Here is a 23,678-nt window from a genome sequence, read left to right as displayed (position 1 = left end):
ACGTGATATGAGCGAGTGCAAAACCTAAGGAGTACTCTGCACCATGACGTGTCGTAAGAAGGTAATGGTGGTTTTCGGCACCCGCCCGGAAGCCATCAAAATGGCTCCCTTGGTCACCGCTCTGAAAAAGCGGCCTGAACTGGAAACCATAGTTGCCGTAACTGCCCAGCACCGCCAGATGCTGGACCAAGTGTTGGAGCTCTTCGAGATCACACCCGACGAAGATCTCAACGTCATGCAACCTGGCCAGACGCTCTCTGGCCTGACCTCCCGCATCGTGCAGGGTATGCAGCAGGTCATCGCCAAACATGCACCCGACATCGTGCTGGTCCACGGCGATACCACGACGACATTCGCCACATCCTTGGCAGCCTTCTACCAGCGCACCGTCATTGGTCATGTGGAAGCGGGGCTGCGTACCGGCGATCTCTACTCACCATGGCCGGAAGAGGCAAATCGCAAGTTGACCGGCGTTCTGGCCAACCTGCACTTTGCGCCGACACAGAGATCCGTCGACAACCTCCTTGCGGAGAATGTGCCTGCTGACAGCATTCATGTCACAGGCAACACCGTGATTGATGCGTTGCTGGCCGTCGTCGAGAAAATCAACAATAACCCGGGCCTCGAAGCCGAGCTATCAGCCCGCTTCCCATTTCTTGACCCGTCCAAACGTTTGATTCTTGTTACCGGCCATCGGCGTGAGAATTTCGGGGATGGCTTCGAGCAGATCTGTCGCGCGCTCAAGGAAATCGCCGCTCGTGGCGACACGCAGATCATCTATCCGGTACACCTCAATCCAAACGTGCAGGAGCCGGTAAAGCGCATCCTCGCCGATCAGCCTGCTGTGCACTTGATCGATCCGCAGGAATACCTGCCTTTTGTCTATCTGATGAGCCGCTCGCACATCATCGTCACTGACTCTGGCGGCATCCAGGAAGAGGCGCCCTCGTTGGGCAAGCCGGTTCTGGTCATGCGCGACACCACCGAGCGCCCGGAAGCAGTAAGCGCCGGCACGGTAAAACTCGTCGGCACTGATGCCAACCGCATCGTCAACGAGGTCAAGGAACTACTGGACAACCCAGCCGCCTACCGGCAAATGTCGAAGGCGCACAATCCTTATGGCGATGGCTTCTCCTCGAATAACATCAGCGAGATGATCTCCCGTTTTTTGGCCACAACGGAAACACCCGCCAGCAATAATCAACAAACCTGATCACGAAGATAATGTGAAAGCCCGTTGACAGCACAATATTCATTCGGGCCTGTCTGGCTACTCTCAACCACATCATGGAGCCCGCTGACGCAAGCGGCTCCATGATGGATGTAATCTGCATTTTCTTTCTGAAAGACCGCCTGCACCGGCGGCTATGCCGCTGCTGACAAGCGCTGGTCATTCTGTTCTTTTCAGCAGTCGCCGAGAACTGCCGTGGTGCAGAGGCCGGGCATGCGATATACAACAATAATGTCATGCGATCCCGCGCCGACGTCAATTTTCGCGAAAGCGACGAACGCGTGAGTGGCGGGCAAAACCGCGAATTGCTGAAGGCTCGATGCAGGCCAGCTCGGAACACTGGATGATCCAAGGCAGAAAAACAGCGGCAGCCTCCATCTCGACCCAACCCATTCAGAAAGACCCGGAACCGCTGGCAACGCGGCCAATACCCCGCCGGCATCCGATGCACCAGGACGCCTGCAGCACCACAGTCAAGGCTTTGTCGAACGAGCGCCGCGACATGACTTCGAAGACCCTTGCCTGACGAGGACCACCTGCCTTCGCACCAGGAAAAGCATTGATTGATGGCTTCGGCGAAGCTTGAACTGGGCAACGGATCCGACACGGTCGTCCATGCGGGCTTCGGCTTGGAACAACCACAACCACCCGCCACACGCCGAGCTGGCTCACGACAGCATGATGAAGACGGCATGCCCCAGGAACAAGAACAGAGCACCTGCTGGCTCAGGAGCAGTCAGCTCAGCAACCTCCAGCCTCTCACGTTGCCCCCGGCAGCTGGGATGCAGGCACCGGCTTCCATAGCCGACAACCCGCGCTGCGAGAATCGCCCCAATAAAGCCTTTGCCGCCGGAAAAAAGCAACGTCCTCGTTGATCTGTCACCAAATATCGCTACTCTGTCATCCGCCGCTCTAGGCATCGACGGCGCCGATCCACCACCCTCAGATACCCTTCTCCCATGCATAACCGTCTCGCCGGGGCAGCGCAGATCCGCTATGTGCTCCCCATTGCGGCATTCGCACTCACGATTATTGGCTACTTCAATCAGTCGGTGTTTGACCCCCTGCAGGTCAAGCCAATCAAGCTATTGATTTACATCGCGTTTGTTCTAAACGCACTGGCCTTTTTCGTCTGGCTGCTGAGGCGGAACACTCCCTTGACGGTCTTTGTTGCCATCGCCTGGCTGGCAGCGGCGGTGTACCACGCTGGCCTTGGGCCAAGCGCCGCAGTCCTGGCTCTTGCGGCGACAGCGGCGGGCTTGGGCACCATTCTGCTTCCCCGCAACCAGGGAGGCCTGGCCGCTGCAACATTGTGCGGCCTGGCGTTGATCGTCAGCCTGATCAGCTGGACTCTTCCCTTTCGCATTCATCACGCTGGAGTCTATTTCCTCGCTGCCGCAATAGTTGTGACCTGGCGGTTCCGGGAACTTGCAACTGCAGCGAACCAGGCGGGCCAACATTTTCTGAGGATTCTGCGCGTCTCTCCGATCGCTGCGTTCCTTGTGGTCAATGTGGTGGGGTTGTGCTCAACCCCGCTTTGGTTGCCCACCATGCAATCGGACGATATCGCCTATCACCTCGCGCTTCCGACACAGCTTGAGCTGCTGTCCTATTACCGCATGGACATTGACAGCTCGCTATGGGCACTTTCTCCGTGGGCGGCAGACATCGTACAGGCGATTCCGCAGGTGCTTACCGGCACGGAAAGCCGAGGCGCCACCAATCTGTTCTGGATGCTGTGCCTGTACTCCGGGATGTGGCGCCTGGGCCGCCAGGTCCGGCTTCCTCCATCACTCATCCTTCTTGTAATTGCCTTGTCTGCCAGCTTGCCGACTTCCAGTTCGATGCTGGCTGGCATGCAGACGGAACTACCCAGTTCGGCAGTCCTCATCAATCTTCTATGCCTGATCGGCGGCCGCCGCGCGCTAGGCGGGAGGAGATTGATTGCCATCGCCGCTCTGGCCGCTTTTCTATTGGCGATCAAACTCTCCAATGCATTCTTCCTGCTGCCAACCGGCTGTTGGTTCATTGCGCGCTATTGGCGTCGGCTGCCTGTTCGGCAGCTGCCAATAGCGGTTCTTCTTGGCATTTTCATCGCACTGCCGAGCTATGCCTACGCAGCAATAATCGGAGGAAATCCGTTCCTCCCGTTCCTCAACGGATATTTTGAGTCACCTTATCTACCAGCCGAGAACTGGACCGATAAATCCTGGCAGCGCGATATCAATCTGATGCTGCCATGGTTGCTGATGTTCAACACGTCCGAATTTCTCAGCGCAACAAATGGCGCGGGGGGCTTCATATATATTTTCTGTGCAGCCGGGATTCTGCCAGGACTCTATTTTCGAAACACCCGTGCACTCAGTCTGGTTGGCATTGTCGCCTTCGCCGCCATTTTCTCCCAGATGCAGTATCTGCGTTACGTCCAACCGGTGATCATTATTCTATTGATTACCGCCACTGCCGGATTTCACCGACTTGTGCGTGGCCATCGGCTGCTCCCCATCGGCATGGCTATCTTGTGCGTTCTCAACCTGAGTGTCATCGCGAGTGGTTACTGGCACCTGCGCCACGGCGCGTTGAGGATACTCATAAAGGATGGCCCGCAAGCCACGCTTGATCGCTTTGCCCCACAGCGAACGATTGCGGCATTCCTGGCTTCAAGGCGCGATTCGCATATGAAAGTCATCTTTCACAATGTGGATTCACAGGGCAATGCCGAGCTTGTCATCCCCACACTGACGACCTCCTGGTACGACCCGGATGTCGCCGCGCAGCGGATCGTCGCCGACGCCGATCCAAGCGGCAGCGCATGGATTGCACTCTTTGCTGCACATGGCGCAACTCACATTGTGACCCACCGCAATCAGGCCACCCCAGGACTAAAGGCAGCACTGCAGAAAGTTGGTAAAGGCATCATCTACAGCCAAGGCATCTATGATGTCTGGAAGATCAACTCGTTGAACGCACTTGACCACGAGGTAATTCACGCTGGCGATGACTACCTCAAGCTACGCTACCCTTCACCTGACAAGCCTGGGACCTTCGCGGTGGATGTCCGCTTCACCTGCTCTCTACCGGGAGAGCCAATCGTAATCAGCGTGTCTTCGCGCAGCCTTTCAAGCAACAAGGACGAGAATCTCCTCTCTCGTTGGGCGGTATGTGGGCCGGACATGATTGCAAAAGGAAACATGGAAGTCACCGTACCCGAACACAACCGCTCGCTGACCTTCACGGCGGTACCGCGCAAGCCGATGCAGTTTGAACTGCAGAACATTTCCACTCGGCTTGATACCTCTCGATCTGCTGAGCATGCAGATCCTGCAACTCAGCTGGCACAACAAGTTCTCCAATCAATCGGCTTTGGCAAGCCAAAGAGAAGCAATTGATAATGGCCATCCTCAACCCTCCCGGTGTGTCCGTAGCCGTTGTGATTCCTTGCTATAACGTCGGAAAACTTGTCCTCGACGTGATCGCCAGCATTCCAGATTCAATCGCCGTGATCTACGTCATAGACGACCGCTGTCCTATCGGCACTGGCCAACTGGTCGAGCAGAACTGCCAGGACCCGAGAGTAAAAGTTCTTTTCCACGAACAGAACCAGGGCGTCGGTGGCGCCGTGATAACCGGCTATCGCGCTGCTTTGCAGGCTGGCCACGATATCGTGGTCAAGATTGATGGTGACGGTCAGATGGATCCACGCCTGATTCAGGGATTCATCACTCCAATCCTGGAAGGGCGTGCTGATTACACCAAGGGTAACCGCTTCTATCGGTTGCGCAATGTACGCCGGATGCCACCGGTGCGCCTGATCGGAAATGCGGCACTTTCATTCATGACCAAGATATCCAGCGGTTATTGGCAGATATTCGACCCGACCAATGGTTATACCGCTTGCCATCGAATTGCGTTGAATGAGTTGGATCTGGATACGCTGTCACGTCGCTACTTTTTCGAGTCGGATATGCTTTTCCAACTCAACCAGGCCCGCGCCGTGGTAATCGACGTACCGATGGTCGCAAAGTACGACGACGAACCCAGCAGCCTCCGCCCCTCCCGCATCCTCATCCCCTTCCTGCGCGGACACTTCAAGAATACTGTAAAGCGGATGTTCGGCAGCTATTTCCTGAGAGGCTTTTCGGTAGCTTCAGCAGAGTTGATCGCTGCTGGATTGCTTATCTCGTTCGGAGTCATCTACGGCAGCCATGCCTGGGCACGCTCGGTATTTGATGCTGTTCCAGCTACAGCTGGCAGTGTCATGCTGGCAGCGCTACCCCTGATCCTCGGGATGCAACTGTTGCTATCCTGGCTTCATTTCGATGTTTCTTCCGAGCCCAAGACCCCTTTGCAACGGATCATTGGAAGCTTCCACGCTCGCTAGGTTGAAAAGACCACACGGCCAGGTGCTTTCCATATCCGATTGAAAAGCACCTGTCTCGCTTGCGTGTACTGATCCCCGGATACAGCCCCATTTTTGAAGCTGCATACGAGGGAGCTCCAAACACTGGCGCTCCCTCATATCGGAACTGGGTTTGGCGGCGGGCTCCGGCGTTGATCGATCATCATGCGGCCAAAGCAACGTAACAGCCCCCGCCTCCATCAGTTAATTCGGCGCAATCTTCAGTTTCCCGAAAGAAACGCGCTCCTCATCCTCACATTGATAGCTGATCCGGTGTTCGCCCTCAGTGTGTATGAACTGCGGCGAGGTAAATGAGGCAGACGCACTGCCATTGGCGACAACAATCTCCGCACGCTCATCATCTACAAACAAGACCGGATCGCCTCGAACACGGCGCACCTTGAACCAAAGCGCTGAGTTACCGCTAGCCTGCTGGTTCATGGCTTTTCCTTTGCCACCGGTCTGCGGCCCCCAAGCTTCCACATCGAATACGCAGCCATAGTGGTCACGGTTGATGGTCATGCCATGCTTACCGACAAGTAGCGTACCCCATATCTGCAAGGCATGCTGTTTGCCCCAGACGAGATCATCTCGCAACGCCCGTAGATCATTCCGACTGCCTCTGCCGGCCTCGCATGATGCGTCATCATCGCGGCCACACATTCTCCAACCGCCTTTGTCTGGCACCAGCAACGAGGCAAGAAAGTTACGGGTCCTGACCTCCGGATGCAGAACCAGATCAGCGTAGGGCAGCGACACCGCGCCCGCTGTGGCCATTTCGGATATTTTTGGGGCCAGCTCGTACAAAGGCTGCGTTCCCATTGCCTTGGGGCCGTTCCGGCCATCAATGACGATCAATGGAGTGAGACTTAGACGAGCAAAACCGTTCGGTAACGTTGCTCCTCCCTTTCGCAGACCTGCAATCTCATAAGGATCAGGAGACGAGTCCAACACGGGCGCATGATCACCAAAGAGCACGATCAACGCATCGGGATCAGCTTCTCTCAACGCCTCGATATAGTCAGCCAGAGCCTCTGTGCTGTAGGAGACTGCATTTGCATAATTTGCCAATGCCGTTGTCGCCGGCGTGACCACAATTCGATCGGGGCGTTTCGTACGGTCCCGCTCATATGGATAGTGCGAGCTGAGGCTGACAATATAGGACAGATAAGGACGATCCTTCTTGAGAAGATTCACCCTGCCCAGAGATTGGAACAGCGTGGATCGATCATTCAGGAACATTCCGTCTCGATCATCCATTTCAAAAGCTTGATCAGGAAGATACTGCTCAAAACCTACCTTGGCGTAGGCCGTATCCCTGTTCCAGAACGCCTTCTTATAGGGATGGCTCGCCATCGTCAGATATCCGAACTGGCGCAGCACAGCCGGCAGACACGGCAGATCATTGGTGATGCCTTCAGAAAAGACAACCCGTCCGCCGCCAGTTGCTGGCAACCCACAAAGCACCTCGAATTCCGCATTCGCGGTTGCACCGCCAAAAACCGGACTCAATACACCGGAACGTCCACCTGCAATCCACCATTCGCGGATGCGCGGATCCCAGGGATCGGCACTCATTTTGAATCCGTCCAGGGTAGTAACGTCCCAAAAACTCTCCATGAGAATCAGGTGGACATTCCGCGGGTTTGCCGGTGCCGACGAGACCCTCGCCTTCACTGATCCCAGAGCATGGGCCACGCTGGACCTGCTCGGAACCTTTTCATTGCGTATGTATCTGACAGCGTCGCTGGCCAGGTACAGGAAGCCTCCGCGTTGTTTCAACACATCAACGCGGCTTGTGCCGGTTCCGCCGGCCAGCACCGCATCTCCATTGGTCAGCCAGACCGCGCCAAGGATTGAAAGTCCAAGCAGCGGAAGCAGAACCAGCCATATCAAGCGCCGCCATCCCGGCCACAGCCCCCAGACCACCAGGCATAGCAACAATGCAAACCCGCCAATAGCCGCGGCCAGCCGTCCTCCTTCAAGAACACCCAGCAAGGCCAGCGCCGGTTTCATGTCTGCTATGCCCAGTGGCATGCCCAGCAGGACGCTCTTGATTCCGTTCCCGGTAATAAAAAATGCGGCCAGCGCGACACCAAGCGCACATGTCGCCACATTCCTCTTCGTTATCCAACGTACTACCGTCAAAATTGCCGCCAACAGCAACGAATCCAACAGCAGCGCAGCTGGGCCGTAGCTGAAGCCCACGGCCAAGCGCGCGGCAAACGCAGCAAGCAGGACCACTATCACGGCAACAGCAGAAAATACCAAAACCTGCCGCCAGCCATTTACGTTCTTAAAACCAGACCAACTAGTCAATACATTCCCCTGTTTTAGCCTGCCGGATCTAGCACGGCGGGCGTCGATAATCGTGCGGAACCCAAGGGCCCCACTTGGCTTCATACAAAGCCTTGTTCTTCTCAAATAGTGCCTGTCTCGCCTCGGCCTTCAGCTTCCCGAAACTTGCTGACAAATGGTGATGCACAAAGACATCTTCCGCGCACAACCGGCTGAAACCAGCCTGCTCAAGGCGACGGCAATAGTCGTCATCCTCGAAGAACCCTACACCAAACTGCTCGTCCAATCCCCCGACACGCTCGTATGCCTGGCGAGTGAGCATCACACAGAAGAAAGCACTGGTATGGATATCAAATGAGCGCCCCGCGTGCAGGCGGGTATATTTCCCGGCACGCTCCAGCATTTCATCCATCGAGTCATAACTGATTTCGATTCGTGCCTCGTTACCGATGTTATTGGTAACCGGGCCAGCCAACCCAGCCCCCGGGTGCCGCGACAGTTGATTGCGCAGGGTGCGCAACCAGCCTGGGGTCACATAGGTGTCGTTATTGAGAACGACAAGATACTCACCCTTGGCAACACGCAGACCTACGTTGTTTCCTGCGGAGAAGCCAAGATTGCTCTCGTTGGCGATGAAGGTATAGCGCGGGTCGTTCGCCGCCCAATCCGCAAGGAATTCCTGGCTGCCATCGGACGAAGCATTGTCCACGACAATGATCTCGACGTTCTCATAGTCCGAGTAAGTCTCAAGGCTATGCAGGCATTGCTTCGTGTAATCCAGGTTGTTGTAAGTCAGCACAATGATGCTGATCAACGGTTCCTGCAGTGCAACCAACGCATTGTCCAGGGTTGTTGCCCTGTGCAGCCACGTCTGCCTCGAAGCAAACTGCTTGCGCGGCAGCTCCAAAGCCTGGTCCCCGCTTGGCTCGGCAAGCGCCAACTTTACCTGCTCCAGAAAGCCCTCATGGTCCGCTGCCAAACGCACAAGACCTTCGAACTGCGATAGCTCCGGCAAATCCACCGACACGACCGGCTTGCCAGCGCTCAAATACTCATACACCTTGACCGGATTGGTTGCCAGAGTCAGCGGAATGACCTTGAAGGGCAGCAGGCATACATCAAAGCCGTACAGCCAATACGGAAGTTCCGCATAGGCAACCTCTCCCACGAACCGGACATTGCTCAAATCGGACAGCGCGCCAGCTACACCCGCCGTGTCACGCCCGACCATCAAGACCAGTGCGTCTGGGTTATCCAACGCCAGCTTGCGCAGCAGATCTGCATCAAACCACTCGGCAATTGCACCGTAGTAGCCTATTACGCGCCGGCCTGCACTATCAGCGAAGACCTTCGACGGGCGTTCCGAAAAATGCGTGTACTCCGTTGCATTCCGCACCATCGCGATACTTCGCGCCGATGAACTCAGCTCATCATGGAGCCACTGGGAAGTGACGATCAGAAGATCTGCCTGCCGGATCAACTGGTTCTCACCAGCAAGAATCTCATCGGCATTGTCCTCAAATCCGCCATGGTGATCCATGCAGTCGTAGACCAACTTGCTGTTCGGTAGAAACTGAGCCGGTTCCAACCAATACGGATGCTGGACAAACGAAATGCAACTGTTTGAACGCGCCCATCCAAGCAATGCAGCCAGACTTGAGCGAATGGCAGCCACAGCCTTCGCACCAGGCATGGCGTGGTAAATCTGTGGCGCCCCCGCCTGGTTGAGATTGACCTGAAACAAGCGACCTGATTGATCCAGCGCCTCAACCTTGAAGCCGGCATCGGAGCTGTCAACAAAGTTGTTGGAGATATAAAAAACACGATGTCCTTTCGCAGCCAGCGCCGCAGCCAGATGCTGCGGGCGCTGGGTACGGAAGTTCCAGTCAATGACCGCCCAGACATATACATCCGGGAGCCCGCCATTTACCGGCGCCAGCATTGGCAGATGCGAATAATCAACGGGAAGTGATGGATCAGCCATCGCAATCCGCGGCGAGGGCGACAGCATTTGCTTGAGCTTCGCCTTGTCACTGGGATCGAGGCGACCAGAGCGCAGCGTACGTGCACTGAACCTTGCCATGCCTTGGAGCGGGCGAGGTGCCTTGCCGACGATATTCCTGATTTCCTGCACCGGGTGCGAGAGCAGACGCCGCAATACCCTTATCGGCGTTGTAACCCGCCATGAGGTACTTGCATAGACGTCACTCAACTCTTTGTCGACCGAGGCCAAATGCAGCCGCGTCCGTTGGTAGCGAGCGTCATCGCTGTCACCCGCAGGCCCATGCTCAACGAGCTGCTGGCCAACTGAAGGCCCCAGCAATGCAATAGCTTGCTCACTCAGCCGCAGCGCAACCTGCATGGCCCTTTCTGCATCAACGCGCGCGATATCAGCTGCTGATCGTTGGTTCTCCACCTCACTCAACAGCTGCGATGCGTCCGCCACGAGCTGCTGACGAGAACGCACCTCCTGCTGAACTTCATTCAATGCCAGCTGCTGTCGCCTTTTCGCGTCCTGCAGTGCGGTCAGCAAATCACTTCCAAGCAACAATGGCTCAAGCTTGTGCAGGGCTTCATCAAGCACGGCCGCATCACGCTCGCTCCGCTGCCGGGCCTCATTCTCCCATGCAGGTCCTGTAGCGGCATTGGCAGCTTCGAACACCAATCTCCAACGCGACAGCGCGTCGCGGATCGAGTCCATTGCTGCAGTCTGTTCCGATGACGCAGCTACATTGGACCGGATCTTTGCCAAGCCGCCGCTCAGCTCTGCGGCGAGGTTGGCAACAGTATCGCCCTGCGCACGAAGGGTACTTTCGGGTTCCGGATCGAGATGCACGTCCTGCAAATACAACTGCTGCTCAGCCAGCCAGTTCGGCTCAGCCCAGACCAACATCACCTGCTCGCCCGGCCAGAAGCAGGGCTGGTCAGCTCGAGTGTCCCTCACCTGGACATGAACCAGCACCTTGTCGCCCACAAACTGGGGGATATTTTCAGGCATGAAAGACGCATGATGTTCCTCAATGCGCTCTCGTTCCCGGTAAGGAAGCATCATTACCAGGCAGTGCCGTGCGTGCGCAGCCACGGAATCAAGTACCGCCCAAGGCTGATGAAAGTGTTCAAGCGTGTTGGAGCTGAAGACCACGTCATAGCCAGCCACAGTAGAACCAGCAGCCGTGTCCAACCAGTTTTCGGTCACAAAGTGCTGCCCGGGAAATCTCGCATTGGCGTCTACAATCGCCACCTCGGAAAAATCCACACCGGTCATCTGCACTCCCGGCAACCCTTGGGCCAGCTCATTGGTGCCGTCGCCGAGCGCACAACCCCAATCACACCACGCCAACTGCCGCTGCCTGCTTACACGAGCAAGCCAACTCGGAAGCATGTTCAGCGCCACCGCGCCAAAGAAGCGCGATTGTTGACGCCCGCCCAATACTTCCCAATCTTCGCCGAAGCGCCCGTCCCAATATCCCTGTGAATTGATCTGGTTGTCAGACACCAGGGACCTCCTTGAATTCATGTGTGATTTTCGGCTGATAAATGCCGAAGTAGCGCCGCTCACTTGCAACCGAGAAGAAGCGCACGCCTTCGATGTACTCGTAATATTCCACGACGGCCCCCATCCGTCGCTCGACAGCAGCAACGAGAAAATATTTCCCCTCAACGAGGCCGTTCTCGAACTCGAAATCAAGCTGCACGACATCGCCGGCCCGCCACCCTGCCGGCAGGTCTGCATCGGCATCTGCGGTGCTGGATACAACGATGTCGTGCCCGCGCAGGTCCTTTATCGAGAACGCAATGCAAAACGTCTGCGCCGAATAATCCTCGGGCAACCTGACTGCCATGCTTACTCTGCAGCGCTTTCCCCACTGGAGCACGTCAACAGCACCAGTGTCAGCGCCAACGCTTTCCAACGTCACGCTGCGGATCAAGCCGACATGCGATCCCCAGTGCGCCAATGGCTTACCGGCAGGGACAACAACGGGCACGTCTTCAGCAGGAAGTTCCAAAGATTCCTCGCCAGCAACTTCCACACCAGGCTGCGGAAGCTCCTCCGCCGGCGCCGCGTCCGGGTCATCGGCGAAGATGGACTCCATGTAACGGGAACTGACCCGCAGCACCGGCCCGAGGTCCTTCAGTGTGCCGCGTTCGAGCCACAGCGCACGCTGGCACAATGTCCTCACTGCCGCCACGTCATGACTGACGAACAGCACCGACGCACCATCGTCCTGGATCCGTCGAATACGTTTCATGCAACGAGCCTGAAAACGTGCGTCACCGACCGCCAGTGCCTCATCCACGATGAGTACATCCGCATCCACTGAAGTAGCCACGGCAAAAGCGAGACGCACGAACATGCCGCTGGAGTAGGTTTTGGTTGCCTCGTCTATGTAAGGACCGATATCTGCAAAGGCACAGATGTCATCGAAGCGTTCTTCTATGACAGCCTGCTCCAGGCCGAGCAGACGCCCGTTCAGAAAGACATTTTCTCGCCCGGTGAACTCTGGATTGAAACCAGCACCCAGCTCGAGCAATGCCGATATCCGCCCGGCCACATGGACTTCCCCCTCCGTGGGCCGGAGGGTCCCGCAAAGCATCTGCAACATGGTGCTTTTGCCAGAGCCATTGCGGCCCATTACGCCCAGAGCCTCTCCACGCGACACTTCGAAACTGACGTTGCGTAACGCCCATATTTCCTTGCTGTGCACCTTCGGCGCCAATCCCAGACCGCTACGTATTGGCTCGGCGACAAGCTGCAGCAAACGATCTGCCGGCTTGGCAAACATGTCGTAGCGCTTACCGAGATTATCCACACGGATCAAGGATTCAGAGGACATCAGCAAACCCTCTGCGCAAGTATTGGAAGACCGCCAAGCCGACGAACATCAGCAACAAGCCCGGGAGTACCTGCCAGAACAGCAGGCCGAAATCCGGCCATATCCCGAATATCAAAGTATCGCGAACACCATCCATCACGCCGGTGATCGGATTAAGCTTGACCACCCGTTGAAATGATTCGGGAACCGCCGTGATTGGATAGAACACCGGCGAAAGGAAGAGCAACATGGTGGTGGCAAGCGGCATGATCTGCGACAGATCCCGCAGATAGACACCCAAGGCACAAAACAACCACGTCAACCCCAGCGTCGCGAACAGCAGCGGCAACATCACCAGCGGGAAAGCAACCGCAGTAACCGGGATATTGCCTTTCAAGATCAGCATCGCTATGAGCAGCACAACCAGACTGACAAGCATGTGAAACAACGCCGCCAATGCCGTGGAAAGTGGCAATACTTCAAGTGGAAAAACAACCTTTTTCACAAACTGCGCGTTTGCCGAAATCAGGCCAGGTGCCTTATTGAGACATTCGGAAAAAAAACCATAGACCACCAAGCCGGAAAAAAGGATCAGTGCAAACTCACCGGTCAGCCCTTCGCCATTCTGCGTGCTTTGGGTTCCACTCCAACGCGAGCGGAAGATCACCCCGAAGACGAAGGTGTACACAGCCAACATCAGAACCGGATAGAAGAAGGACCAAGCCAATCCAACAACCGAACCTTTATACCTGGCGAAGACGTCGCGCTTGGCCATTTCACAGGCCAAGCTGAGCCGCATCATCACCGAGTTACCACCTTGAATCTTATGGCTCTGGCTCAAGCCAACGCCCTCTTCAGGTCGTTTTCAAGGTCTTCAACTGCCTCCACCCCCACGCTCAACCGCACCAGCGCATCGCTGATGCCCAGCTGCTCGCGGCGGGCTACCGGGATCGAAGCATGGGTCATCACCGCCGGGTGGTTGACCAGGCTTTCCACGCCGCCGAGGGACTCGGCCAGGGTGAACAGTTCGGTTCGCTCGCAGAAACGCTTGGCAGCTTCGAAACCGCCCTTGAGCACGATCGAGACGATGCCGCCGTAGCCGGCCATCTGCTTGCCCGCCAGTTCATGCTGCGGATGCGAGGCCAGGCCCGGGTAGATCACCTTCTCGACGGCAGGATGGGTTTCCAGCCAGGTGGCCAGTTCCATCGCATTGGCGCAATGCGCCTTCATGCGCAGCGGCAGGGTCTTCAGGCCACGCAGGGCCAGGAAGCTGTCGAACGGGCCCTGCACGCCACCGATGGAGTTCTGCAGGAAGGCCATCTGCTCACCCAGCTCGGCGTTGTCACCCACCACCACCATGCCGCCGACCATGTCGGAATGGCCATTGAGGTACTTGGTGGCCGAATGCAGCACCAGGTCCGCGCCCAGCGCCAGCGGGCGCTGCAGCATCGGCGAGGCGAAGGTGTTGTCCACCACCACGGTCAGGCCGTGACGCTTGGCGATGGCGGCCACCGCAGCGATGTCGACGATCTTCAGCATCGGGTTGGTCGGGGTTTCGATCCACACCATCTTGGTCTTGGGCGTGATCGCAGCCTCGAACGCGGCCAGGTCGGTCAGGTCGACGAAGCTGAAATCCAGCGCGGCGGTGCGGCGACGCACACGCTCAAACAGACGGAAGCTGCCGCCGTAGATGTCATCCATCGCCACCACGTGGCTGCCGGCATCCAGCAGCTCGATCACGGTGGAGCTGGCCGCCATGCCCGAGGCGAAGGCGAAGCCGCGCGTGCCGCCTTCCAGCGAGGCCACGCAACGCTCGTAGGCGAAGCGGGTCGGGTTGTGCGTGCGTGAGTATTCAAAGCCCTGATGCTCGCCCGGGCTGGACTGCGCATAGGTCGAGGTGGCATAGATCGGCGGCATGACTGCGCCGGTGCTGGGGTCAGGCGACTGCCCGCCGTGGATGGCCAACGTGGCAAGCGACAAGGCGCGCTCGCCGTCCTGGCTGCGTGAATGCTGATCCGTCATAAGGGCTTCCAGCTAAAGGGGCGAAATTCTATCAGTGCTGTCTGAATCTACCGTGGCCCCCTCTTACGAGGGGACCAGCCGGGCCTACTGAACGCGGCGACGCAGGTAGTTCAGCAGGTCGATGCGGGTGATCAAACCGAGGAACACATCACCATCGGTGATGATCGCCACCTGGCCGCGGTCGAACACCGGCAGCAATGCCTCGATCGGCGATTTGACGTCCAGCCGGTCCAGCTTGCTGACCATGGCCACCGAGACCGGGTCGCGGAAACGGGCTTCATCGCCGTATACATGCAAAAGCACGTCGCTTTCGTCGATGATGCCGACCAGTTGGCTGCCATCCATCACCGGCAGCTGCGACACGTCGTACAGCTTCATGCGCTGGTAGGCGGTGGTCAGCAGGTCCTTCGGACCCACCACCACGGTGTCGCGCTGGCTGTAGGGGCGCAGGATCAGGTCGCGCAGGTCGCCGAACTGCGGGCGCTCCAGGAAACCGTTGTCCAGCATCCAGTAATCGTTGTACATCTTGGACAGGTACTTGTTGCCGGTATCGGGCACCAGCACCAGCACCTTCTTCGGCGTGGTCTGCTCGCGGCAGTACTTCAGCGCGGCGGCCAGCAGGGTGCCGGTCGAGGAGCCACCGAGGATGCCTTCCTTGCCCAGCAGCTCGCGCGCGGTATGGAAGCTCTCGGCATCAGTGATGGCATAAGCCTTCTTGACCCGGCTGAAATCGGCGATATCCGGCAGGAAATCCTCGCCGATGCCTTCCACCAGCCAGCTGCCCGACTTTTCGTTCAGCGTGCCCTCGTTGATGTACTCGGCCAGGATCGAGCCGACAGGGTCGGCCAGCACCAGCTCGGTCTTGGGCGAGAGCTTGGCGAAGGCGCGCGACAGGCCGGTCATGGTGCCGGAGCTGCCGCAGCCGAACACGATCGCGTCCAGGTCACCGCCCATCTGCTTGATGATCTCCGGGCCGGTACCGAACTCGTGCGCGGCCGGGTTGTCCGGGTTGCCGAACTGATTGATGAAGTAGGCGCCCGGGGTACGGTCAGCGACGGTCTTGGCCAGGTCCTGGTAGTACTCCGGGTGGCCCTTGGCCACGTCCGAACGGGTCAGCACCACTTCGGCGCCCATGGCCTTCAGATTGAAGATCTTTTCCCGGCTCATCTTGTCGGGAACCACGAGGATCAGCTTGTAGCCCTTCTGCTGCGCCACCAGCGCCAGGCCCAGGCCGGTATTGCCGGCCGTGCCTTCCACCAGTGTCGCACCCGGCTTGAGATCACCGCGTTTTTCGGCCGCCTCGATCATCGACAGACCAATACGGTCCTTGATCGACCCGCCCGGGTTGGCGCTCTCCATCTTGAGGTACAGCTCGCACACGCCGGCATCCAGGCGCTGGGCCTTGATGATGGGCGTATTGCCGATGAGTTCGAGGATGGAGGAATGGATGGGCATCGGTTTGGTTCAGATCGCGCCGCACAGCGGCCGGACCGATGATTATCCGATGGTTGTGAAGGAAAGTCAGGTAATAGCGCTTTCCGGCACCGGAACCACCCTGGCAAGTGGCGCGGACAATGACGGCCGACGAGGAGGCCGCCACCGTCCGCGACATAAACGGTGAAGCGTGGGGAAGGTTTAGTTGAGGCTGTTTTCGTAAATCCGCAGGAGCTTCTGCTTGGCCAGCAGTTTTTCCCGTTTCATCTGTCCCAGGGTGACCCCGTCAATCGGGAGCACACCCAGCTCCGCGTCCATGCATTTCTTGTTCAGCTTCTTATGCTGTTGGTAGAGCTGCTTGAACTCCGGGTTGGCCTTGGCCAATGCGTCGATTTCACTCTGCGGCTGCCCTTCGAACATGACTACCTCCTTCATGCAGAAACAAGAACGCCCCGGCCGGATGGCACGGGGCGTTGCTGGATTGGAAAGCCGGGACCGCTCAAGGCGGCACCACCAACCGTCCTCCAGCCAACCTGCCAGGAGTTATCGGTTACTGGTTCGCGCCACGCTTGCACCGGCTCGGCCCTCCGTTGTCCGGGCGACGGAGTTGCCGCCCGGACAATTGACCCTACGCCTGCAAAAAGGTTCCGGCAAGGTTTCTGCGCAAACGTTTGCTGAATATCCAAACCGGGCCGCATTCAGCCGCAAGCGAATGACAAAAACCTAACAACTTCAGCCATTTAGGTTTGTCATGGAGCAATAATGACTTCCGCTGAACGGGCCCGTGTCGAGGCTGCTTTCTTGCCCGTCACCTGGATCCGGCTGGCAGCCACACCGGCCTCGACCAGTGCGTCCTTGAGCGCCTGCGCACGCCGTTGGCCGACGCCGTTGGCGCTGTCGTAGGCCTCGATGGTGACCCGGCCCTTCTTGCCGATGTTCAGGTACTCGGCCAGGGCCTTGGTCTGGTTGCGGGCACCGCCGGACAGCGCCGCCTGACCGGCCGCGAAGGCATCGCCGGCGAAGGTATAGACCTCACCGCGTCCGTCAAACTTCGATGCAGGCAGCTTCTGCCCGGACACCAGCTCGGCCTCTTCGCGGGCCAGTTTGGCGGCGTTCTGCTGGGCGGCGCTCAGGCGCTGCTGCTGACGGCCGGCAACACTGGTGAGCGCGGTTTCGGCGTCCTGACGGGCCAGGGTCTCGGCCTCGGCGGCCAGACGCAGGCGTTCGGCCTCCTCGGCCTGGATCTGGGTCTGTACCCGCAACTGCTCCGCTTCCTGGCGCGCGCGGGCCGCATCACGCCGGCTGGCCTCGATCAGCAGTTCGCTGCGGGTGCGTTCAAGCTGATCGACTTCGCGCCGCGCCAGCGCCGTGCGGCTGGCCGCCTCGGCAATGGCAACCCGGCGTTCGGCCAGATAACGGGCATCTTCCACGTCCTTGCGCTTGGCCTTGGCCAGCGCCGCGATGGCCTGTTGTGCCTGCAGCTTTTCAAACGGCGCCACGTCGGCCGTGGCCATGTCCGCCTGCAGCACCAGCAGACGCTGGTTCAAAGCGCCCACGGCCGGGTCTTCCGCCGCCAACGCCAGCATCGGCATGGCCAGCAGGCCCACAACCACCAGATTCCTGATCCGCATCAACGTCCCTCCCCTGTCGCCAACTGGCGTTGCAGCTGGGCAACCTCGGCCTTGCGCTGGGCCAACTGGGCCTGCGCCACGGCCTCTTCACTCTGCGCCCGCGCCAGATCGGCATCGGCCGCCGCACGCAGCGCCAGCACCGGCGCCTGCTTGCGCAGCCGGCGGTCCGCGGCGGCCTGCTGGGCCTGCCCCAGTTGCTGGCGGGCCATGGCCATCGTGTCCGGCGCGTATTGGTCGGCGTCGGCGCGGTCGGCCTTTTCCACGGCCTGTTGTGCGGTGAGCAGTTCCATTGCGCCCGGATCCTGTGCCAGCGCGCTGCCGCTTAGCACGAATATGCAGGCGGTGACACACAGGAATCTTCTTAATTGTGCGAAGCTAGGTTTCATTGGGGAGCCGTGGCTTGGGAGACTGAGCGCGGCCATTGTGGTCAAGCCAGAGGCGTGCTTGCAACGGCAGGCCGCCGTTTGTTGGGGAAAAATTTCGCATGGATATCGGCTATTTCCTGAAGCTGATGACCGAAAAAAACGCTTCGGACATGTTTTTGACCACCGGAGCGCCGGTTTACATCAAGATTGAAGGCAAGTTGTACCCATTGGGCAATACCGGCCTGCCGCCGGGAATGGTCAAGAAAATCGCCTATTCGCTGATGGACGAGGGCCAGGTGCCGCAGTTCGAGCGCGACCTGGAACTGAACATGGCCATCGCCCTGGCCGACGCCGGGCGTTTCCGCGTCAACGTGTTCAAGCAGCGCGGCGAAGTGGGCATGGTCATCCGTGCGATCAAGAGCCGCATTCCCAGCATCGAGGAGCTCAACCTCCCGCAGGTGCTGAAGGACGTGATCATGACCCCGCGCGGGCTGGTGCTGGTAGTGGGCTCGACCGGCTCGGGCAAGTCGACCTCGCTGGCCTCGATGATCGACCACCGCAACACCACCTCGACCGGTCACATCCTCACCATCGAGGACCCGATCGAGTTCCTGCACAAGCACAAGCAGTCCATCGTCAACCAGCGCGAAGTCGGCCTGGACACCCATGCCTTCCACAACGCGCTGAAAAACGCGATGCGTGAGGCACCGGACGTGATCCTGATCGGCGAGATCCTGGACGCCGAAACCATGGAAGCGGCCATCGCCTTCGCCGAAACCGGCCACCTGTGTCTGGCCACGCTGCACTCCAACAACGCCGACCAGACCATCGAGCGCATCCTCAACTTCTTCCCCGAGAGCGCACACAAGAACGTGTTGATGAACCTCTCGCTGAACCTGCGCGCGGTGGTTTCGCAGCGTCTGGTCAAGGGCAAGGACGGCCGTCGCCGCCCAGCCACCGAGGTATTGCTCAACACGCCGATGATCCGCGACCTGCTGCGCCGTGGCGAAGTCCACGCGATCAAGCAGGCCATGGAAGAGTCGCTGGAAGAAGGCATGCAGAGCTTCGACCAGTGCCTGTTCCGCATGGCCAAGGACGGCATCATCGAGCAGGAGGAGGCGCTGCGCGCCGCCGATTCGCGCGATGGCCTGGCCCTGAAGTTCCGCCTGTCCGAAGGCGGCAGCGGCGAGCACGACCCGTATGCGGATTTCGCGGTAGCGGCACCGGCGGCAATCACCCACGGCTTCTGAGCCAGCGGCGTAGCCCACGACAAAGCCCCGCGATGCGGGGCTTTGTTGTTTGGGGTGATTCAAGAAGCCCCTCGTGCAGGAGATCTTGTAGGAGATCTTGTAGGAGCGGCGTAAGCCGCGAAGCCACTGCTGGCTCTGAGCTGCAGGCCTGCTTCGGCGGGCCTTTGGTTGAGCTGCTGCTTCGGAGGGGATGTCAGCTTCGCGGCTTACGCCGCTCCTACAACAGCCTGGGGATCCAACTGTCGTTCTGAACCACACACCGAGCAGCGGAGAAACGACATCGTTTTTTGTGGGAGCGGCGTAAGCCGCGAAGCTACTGCCGGCTCCGAGCTGCAGGCCTGCTTCGGCAGGCATTTGGTTGAGCTGCTGCTTCGGAGGGGATGTCAGCTTCGCGGCTTACGCCGCTCCCACTAGAGCGAAGCCGGCTTCGCGGCTTGCGCCGCTCCCGCAACGGTTTGGGCCGGGCTGATTGCTGCGGCTGTTCAGACCGCGTCGATCTGGTTTTCCGGGCGGGCGGCATCGAATGCCGGCAGCGCCAGGCAGGCCGCTTCAATCCGCTGCAATGTCGGGTACGGCGCCAGGTCCAGGTGGAAGCGGCGAGCGTTGTACAACTGCGGGACCAGACAGCAATCGGCCAGCCCCGGTTCGGCACCATGGCAGTAGCGGCCGGTGTCGAACGAGCCTGCCACCATCGCCTCGAGCGCGGTGAAGCCCTTGCGCATCCAGTGCAGCGTCCATTCGTCACGCTCGGGCTGCGGCACATTCCATTCGCGATCGAAGAACTGCATCACCCGCAGGTTGTTCAACGGATGGATGTCGCAGGCCACCTGCTGCGCCAGCGCACGCACGCGGGCACGGCCGCCGGCATCGGCCGGCAACAGCGCCGGCTCCGGGAAGACTTCCTCCAGGTATTCAAGAATGGCCAGCGACTGGGTCAGTACGCGCTCACCATGGCGCAGCGTCGGCACCAGTTCCTGCGGGTTCAATGCGGCGTAGTCCGCCGCGTGCTGCTGGCCGCCATCACGTACCAGATGGACCGGCGTGACGGCATACGCCAGGCCTTTCAGATTCAAACCGATACGCACGCGGTACGCGGCGCTTGAGCGCCAGTAACTGTAGAGCGTCAGCCCTGCTTCCATGTCGGATTTCCCCCTTCCCGTGCGCCAAAACAATAACCGTTGGTGGTGAGGACTCCTTCACCACCAACGCGATGCCAACACGTTGTATACCGCCTCAGGGGCGCGATGCCTGCTCGATGCGCTGTTCGATCGCACCAAAAATGCTGACGCCGTCACGGTCCAGCATCTCGATGCGGACCACGTCGCCAAAACTCATGAACGGCGTGGACGGCTTGCCATCACGCAGCGCCTCGACGGTGCGCTGCTCGGCGAAGCAGGAAGCCCCCAGGCTGGTGTCTTCATTGGCGATGGTGCCCGAGCCGACAATGGCACCGGCCGACAGCGGACGGGTCTTGGCGGCATGCGCCACCAGCTGGGCGAAGTTGAACTGCATGTCGACGCCGGCTTCCGGGGCGCCGAACCACTTGCCGTTGATATGGGTAAGCAGCGGCAGATGCACCTTGCTGTCCTGCCAGGCGGCGCCCAGTTCGTCCGGGGTCACGAACACCGGGCTCAGCGCCGAGCGCGGCTTGGATTGCAGGAAGCCGAAACCCTTGGCCAGTTCGCCCGGGATCAGGTTGCGCAGGCTGACGTCATTGACCAGGCCCACCAGCTGGATATGGCCGGCGGCCTGCGCTGGCGTTGCTGCCATCGGCACGTCGTCGGTGATCACCACGATCTCGGCTTCCAGGTCGATGCCGTAGTCCTCGCTGATCACCTTGACCGCATCGCGCGGGCCGTAGAAGCCGGCGCTGGTGGCCTGGTACATCAACGGGTCGGTGTAGAAGCTCTCCGGCACCTCGGCACCGCGCGCCTTGCGCACCCGTGCCACGTGCGGCAGGTAGGCGCTGCCATCGACAAACTCATAGGCGCGCGGCAACGGCCCGGCCAGCGCCTGCATGTCCACGGCGAACTCGCCTTCCACGCTGCCGGCGTTGAGCTGCTCGGACAGGGCGTTCAAGCGCGGCGCCAGGTTGGACCAGTCCTCCAGCGCCTGCTGCAGGGTGGCGGCAATGCCAGTGGCCCGCACGGCGCGGGTCAGGTCACGCGAAACCACGATCAGGGTGCCGTCGCGGCCGCCTTCCTTCAGGGAACCAAGCTTCATGGGAGTGTCCAGTCTGCGTAGAAATAAGTTTCAATTGTAATGAATAAGCCGGCCGCGACCAGCCTTCCGATGGAAAGCTGAACAGGGGTTTTTGTGCCGGCGCCAACAATCCCTTAGACTAGCGCGGTCTGCCAGCGGCCGTCCGTTTCCCTCAGGGACCGCCGGCGGTGCAGGATCAGCGGCCATCTGGCCCATCCGCCCGCCCGCCCCCACTCCGACGCCTATCGTCACGCATTCCAGCCAGCGCACCGCGTTGGTTGCATCCAGATCTTGCAGCGCGGTTTACGGGAACGCTCCGAGATCAGCTGGTCTTCAATGATCAGCAACGCCAGCCCCTTCGGGCGCGCGTTATTCATGTTTCGGAGCACTCCATGTCGTTTGAAAACCTGGGCCTTGCGCCCTTCCTGCTGCGCGCGCTCGCCGAGCAGGGTTACGAAAACCCGACCCCGATCCAGGAGCAGGCCATTCCGCTTGCGCTGGACGGCCGCGATCTGTTGGCCGGCGCCCAGACCGGTACCGGCAAGACCGCCGCGTTTGGTCTGCCGCTGCTGCAGCACCTGGCCACCTCGCCGCAGAGCGTGGGCAACGGCCCGCGCCGTCCGCGCGCCCTGGTGCTGGCCCCCACCCGCGAGCTCGCCACCCAGGTGCATGACAGCCTGCGTGGCTACAGCAAGTACCTGCGCATCCCCAGCGCCTGCATCTACGGCGGCGTCGGCATGGGCAACCAGCTGGACATCCTGCGCCGTGGCGTCGACCTGCTGGTCGCCTGCCCGGGCCGTCTGATCGACCACCTGGAGCGTCGCAGCGTCGACCTGTCCGGCGTCGAGATCCTGGTGCTGGACGAAGCCGACCGCATGCTCGACATGGGCTTCCTGCCCTCGATCAAGCGCATCCTGGCCAAGCTGCCGCGCCAGAACCGCCAGACCCTGCTGTTCTCTGCGACCTTCGAAGAGAGCATCAAGCAGTTGGCGCTGGAGTTCATGCACAACCCGGAGCAGATCCAGGTTACGCCGAAGAACACCGTTGCCGAGACCATCACCCACCGCGTGCACCCGGTTGATGGCGCGCGCAAGCGTGAGCTGCTGCTGCACCTGCTGGCTGAAGACTCCCGCGTGCAGACGCTGGTGTTCGGCCGCACCAAGCATGGCTGCGACAAGCTGGCGCTGTTCCTGGAAAAGTCCGGCATCAAGACCGCGGCCATCCACGGCAACAAGAGCCAGGGCCAGCGCCTGCGTGCACTGGCTGACTTCAAGGCCGGCCGCGTGACCGTGCTGGTGGCTACCGATATCGCCGCTCGTGGCATCGATATCAACGAGCTGCCGAAGGTCATCAACTACGACCTGCCGATGGTGCCGGAAGACTATGTGCATCGCATCGGTCGTACCGGCCGCAACGGCTCGACCGGTGAAGCCGTGTCGCTGGTTGCACAGGACGAAGCCAAGCTGCTGCGCCAGATCGTGCGTCTGCTCGACCGCGACATGGACATCCGCGATGTGCCGGGCTTCGAGCCGCATACCCCGATCCGTTGGGGCAACAGCGCGCCGGGCAAGGCTGAGCATCCGGGCGGCCAGAAGGCCCCGCGTCGCGGCAACGGCGGCCATGCCGCACGTCGTCCGACCGGCGATGCCCCGCGCGGTGGCCGTGGCGGCCAGCCTCAGAAGCCGGGCGGCCAGCGCAATGGCGGCAATGGCCAGCAGCGTCGTGATGCGCACCCGGGTGGTGGCCAGCGTCGTGGCGGTGGCGGCCGCAGCCAGAGCCGCACCAGCGCCTGATTCCAGCGTTCTGCTGGTGTGAGCTGTAAAGGAAAGGCCGACGCATTGCGTCGGCCTTTCTGGTTTGTGGGTGCTGTGGGCTTCAGTTGTGCAAGATCAAAGGCTCCCCTCATCCGCCCCTGCGGGGCACCTTCTCCCGCAAGCGGGAGAAGGGAACGCTAGTCATTGCCATGTCGAGAACCGGGCACCGCGCTTGCCCCTCTGGCTTTGTCTCTGGCTTTGCCCTTGCCTCTGCCCTT

At 59.8% G+C, this 23,678-nt stretch carries 16 protein-coding genes; 5 read left to right on the top strand and 11 right to left on the bottom strand.

All coding sequences use genetic code 11. The features are described from left to right. The first annotated feature begins 43 nt into the window (after positions 1-43). The 3 genes from wecB to ABB27_RS05800 all read left to right on the top strand — a co-directional run bounded on the left by wecB (position 44) and on the right by ABB27_RS05800 (position 5,612). Positions 44-1,213 (top strand): non-hydrolyzing UDP-N-acetylglucosamine 2-epimerase, encoded by a 1,170-nt coding sequence (wecB, locus tag ABB27_RS05810; protein ID WP_057627296.1) that lies wholly within the window; start codon positions 44-46, stop codon positions 1,211-1,213. Between the two features lie 977 nt (positions 1,214-2,190). Further along, positions 2,191-4,620 (top strand): hypothetical protein, encoded by a 2,430-nt coding sequence (locus tag ABB27_RS05805; protein ID WP_057627295.1) that lies wholly within the window; start codon positions 2,191-2,193, stop codon positions 4,618-4,620. Between the two features lie 2 nt (positions 4,621-4,622). Further along, entirely contained in the window at positions 4,623-5,612 is a 990-nt protein-coding gene (locus tag ABB27_RS05800; protein ID WP_057627294.1) for a glycosyltransferase family 2 protein, read from the top strand. A 222-nt stretch (positions 5,613-5,834) separates the two neighbouring features. Here ABB27_RS05800 and ABB27_RS05795 read toward each other — a convergent pair whose 3' ends face one another. The 9 genes from ABB27_RS05795 to ABB27_RS05755 all read right to left on the bottom strand — a co-directional run bounded on the left by ABB27_RS05795 (position 5,835) and on the right by ABB27_RS05755 (position 18,215). Then, the gene (locus tag ABB27_RS05795; RefSeq protein WP_161809614.1) at positions 5,835-7,949 is read right to left on the bottom strand and encodes an LTA synthase family protein; all 2,115 of its coding nucleotides are present in this window, start codon (positions 7,947-7,949) and stop codon (positions 5,835-5,837) included. Between the two features lie 28 nt (positions 7,950-7,977). Continuing rightward, complete coding sequence (locus tag ABB27_RS05790; RefSeq protein WP_057627292.1) at positions 7,978-11,424, bottom strand: glycosyltransferase; 3,447 nt, start codon at positions 11,422-11,424, stop codon at positions 7,978-7,980. Beyond that, positions 11,417-12,763, bottom strand: a complete 1,347-nt coding sequence (locus tag ABB27_RS05785) for an ABC transporter ATP-binding protein (RefSeq protein ID WP_057627291.1) — start codon at positions 12,761-12,763, stop codon at positions 11,417-11,419. The genes ABB27_RS05790 and ABB27_RS05785 overlap by 8 nt, the downstream gene beginning before the upstream one ends. Then, entirely contained in the window at positions 12,753-13,583 is an 831-nt protein-coding gene (locus ABB27_RS05780; protein ID WP_244479152.1) for an ABC transporter permease, read from the bottom strand. The genes ABB27_RS05785 and ABB27_RS05780 overlap by 11 nt, the downstream gene beginning before the upstream one ends. Continuing rightward, the gene (locus ABB27_RS05775; protein ID WP_057627289.1) at positions 13,580-14,764 is read right to left on the bottom strand and encodes a cystathionine gamma-synthase; all 1,185 of its coding nucleotides are present in this window, start codon (positions 14,762-14,764) and stop codon (positions 13,580-13,582) included. Before ABB27_RS05775 ends, ABB27_RS05780 begins: the two co-directional genes overlap by 4 nt. 84 nt (positions 14,765-14,848) lie before the next feature. After that, positions 14,849-16,219: a pyridoxal-phosphate dependent enzyme gene (locus ABB27_RS05770; protein WP_057627288.1), complete on the bottom strand. Its 1,371-nt coding sequence runs from the start codon at positions 16,217-16,219 to the stop codon at positions 14,849-14,851. Positions 16,220-16,399: 180 nt separating this feature from the next. Next, complete coding sequence (locus ABB27_RS05765; RefSeq protein WP_057627287.1) at positions 16,400-16,618, bottom strand: HP1242/YdcH family protein; 219 nt, start codon at positions 16,616-16,618, stop codon at positions 16,400-16,402. Between the two features lie 329 nt (positions 16,619-16,947). Beyond that, positions 16,948-17,829, bottom strand: coding sequence for an OmpA family protein (locus ABB27_RS05760; RefSeq protein WP_057627286.1), 882 nt, complete (start codon positions 17,827-17,829; stop codon positions 16,948-16,950). Next, the gene (locus ABB27_RS05755; RefSeq protein ID WP_057627285.1) at positions 17,829-18,215 is read right to left on the bottom strand and encodes a DUF4398 domain-containing protein; all 387 of its coding nucleotides are present in this window, start codon (positions 18,213-18,215) and stop codon (positions 17,829-17,831) included. Before ABB27_RS05755 ends, ABB27_RS05760 begins: the two co-directional genes overlap by 1 nt. 98 nt (positions 18,216-18,313) lie before the next feature. Here ABB27_RS05755 and ABB27_RS05750 point away from each other — a divergent pair, with 98 nt between their 5' ends. Beyond that, complete coding sequence (locus ABB27_RS05750) at positions 18,314-19,444, top strand: PilT/PilU family type 4a pilus ATPase (RefSeq protein ID WP_057627284.1); 1,131 nt, start codon at positions 18,314-18,316, stop codon at positions 19,442-19,444. A 482-nt stretch (positions 19,445-19,926) separates the two neighbouring features. Here ABB27_RS05750 and maiA read toward each other — a convergent pair whose 3' ends face one another. Continuing rightward, positions 19,927-20,583 (bottom strand): maleylacetoacetate isomerase, encoded by a 657-nt coding sequence (gene maiA / locus ABB27_RS05745; protein ID WP_057627283.1) that lies wholly within the window; start codon positions 20,581-20,583, stop codon positions 19,927-19,929. 94 nt (positions 20,584-20,677) lie between these two features. Next, positions 20,678-21,667: a fumarylacetoacetate hydrolase family protein gene (locus ABB27_RS05740; RefSeq protein ID WP_057627282.1), complete on the bottom strand. Its 990-nt coding sequence runs from the start codon at positions 21,665-21,667 to the stop codon at positions 20,678-20,680. Between the two features lie 371 nt (positions 21,668-22,038). Here ABB27_RS05740 and ABB27_RS05735 point away from each other — a divergent pair, with 371 nt between their 5' ends. Next, positions 22,039-23,439 carry a DEAD/DEAH box helicase gene (locus tag ABB27_RS05735; protein WP_057627281.1) on the top strand — a complete coding sequence of 467 codons (1,401 nt, stop codon included), beginning with the start codon at positions 22,039-22,041 and terminating at the stop codon, positions 23,437-23,439. Positions 23,440-23,678 lie beyond the last annotated feature (239 nt).

This window comes from Stenotrophomonas terrae (assembly GCF_001431465.1).
Lineage (GTDB): Bacteria > Pseudomonadota > Gammaproteobacteria > Xanthomonadales > Xanthomonadaceae > Stenotrophomonas > Stenotrophomonas terrae.
This window is presented reverse-complemented; position numbering and strand designations above follow the sequence as displayed.

Excerpts from the sequence above, each read along its gene's own strand:
- wecB (WP_057627296.1), top strand. The coding sequence starts at position 44 with ATGACGTGTCGTAAGAAGGTAATGGTGGTTTTCGGCACCCGCCCGGAA.
- ABB27_RS05805 (WP_057627295.1), top strand. The coding sequence starts at position 2,191 with ATGCATAACCGTCTCGCCGGGGCAGCGCAGATCCGCTATGTGCTCCCC.
- ABB27_RS05800 (WP_057627294.1), top strand. The coding sequence starts at position 4,623 with ATGGCCATCCTCAACCCTCCCGGTGTGTCCGTAGCCGTTGTGATTCCT.
- ABB27_RS05785 (WP_057627291.1), bottom strand. The coding sequence starts at position 12,763 with ATGTCCTCTGAATCCTTGATCCGTGTGGATAATCTCGGTAAGCGCTAC.
- ABB27_RS05775 (WP_057627289.1), bottom strand. The coding sequence starts at position 14,764 with ATGACGGATCAGCATTCACGCAGCCAGGACGGCGAGCGCGCCTTGTCG.
- ABB27_RS05770 (WP_057627288.1), bottom strand. The coding sequence starts at position 16,219 with ATGCCCATCCATTCCTCCATCCTCGAACTCATCGGCAATACGCCCATC.
- ABB27_RS05765 (WP_057627287.1), bottom strand. The coding sequence starts at position 16,618 with ATGTTCGAAGGGCAGCCGCAGAGTGAAATCGACGCATTGGCCAAGGCC.
- ABB27_RS05760 (WP_057627286.1), bottom strand. The coding sequence starts at position 17,829 with ATGCGGATCAGGAATCTGGTGGTTGTGGGCCTGCTGGCCATGCCGATG.
- ABB27_RS05755 (WP_057627285.1), bottom strand. The coding sequence starts at position 18,215 with ATGAAACCTAGCTTCGCACAATTAAGAAGATTCCTGTGTGTCACCGCC.
- ABB27_RS05750 (WP_057627284.1), top strand. The coding sequence starts at position 18,314 with ATGGATATCGGCTATTTCCTGAAGCTGATGACCGAAAAAAACGCTTCG.
- maiA (WP_057627283.1), bottom strand. The coding sequence starts at position 20,583 with ATGGAAGCAGGGCTGACGCTCTACAGTTACTGGCGCTCAAGCGCCGCG.
- ABB27_RS05740 (WP_057627282.1), bottom strand. The coding sequence starts at position 21,667 with ATGAAGCTTGGTTCCCTGAAGGAAGGCGGCCGCGACGGCACCCTGATC.
- ABB27_RS05735 (WP_057627281.1), top strand. The coding sequence starts at position 22,039 with ATGTCGTTTGAAAACCTGGGCCTTGCGCCCTTCCTGCTGCGCGCGCTC.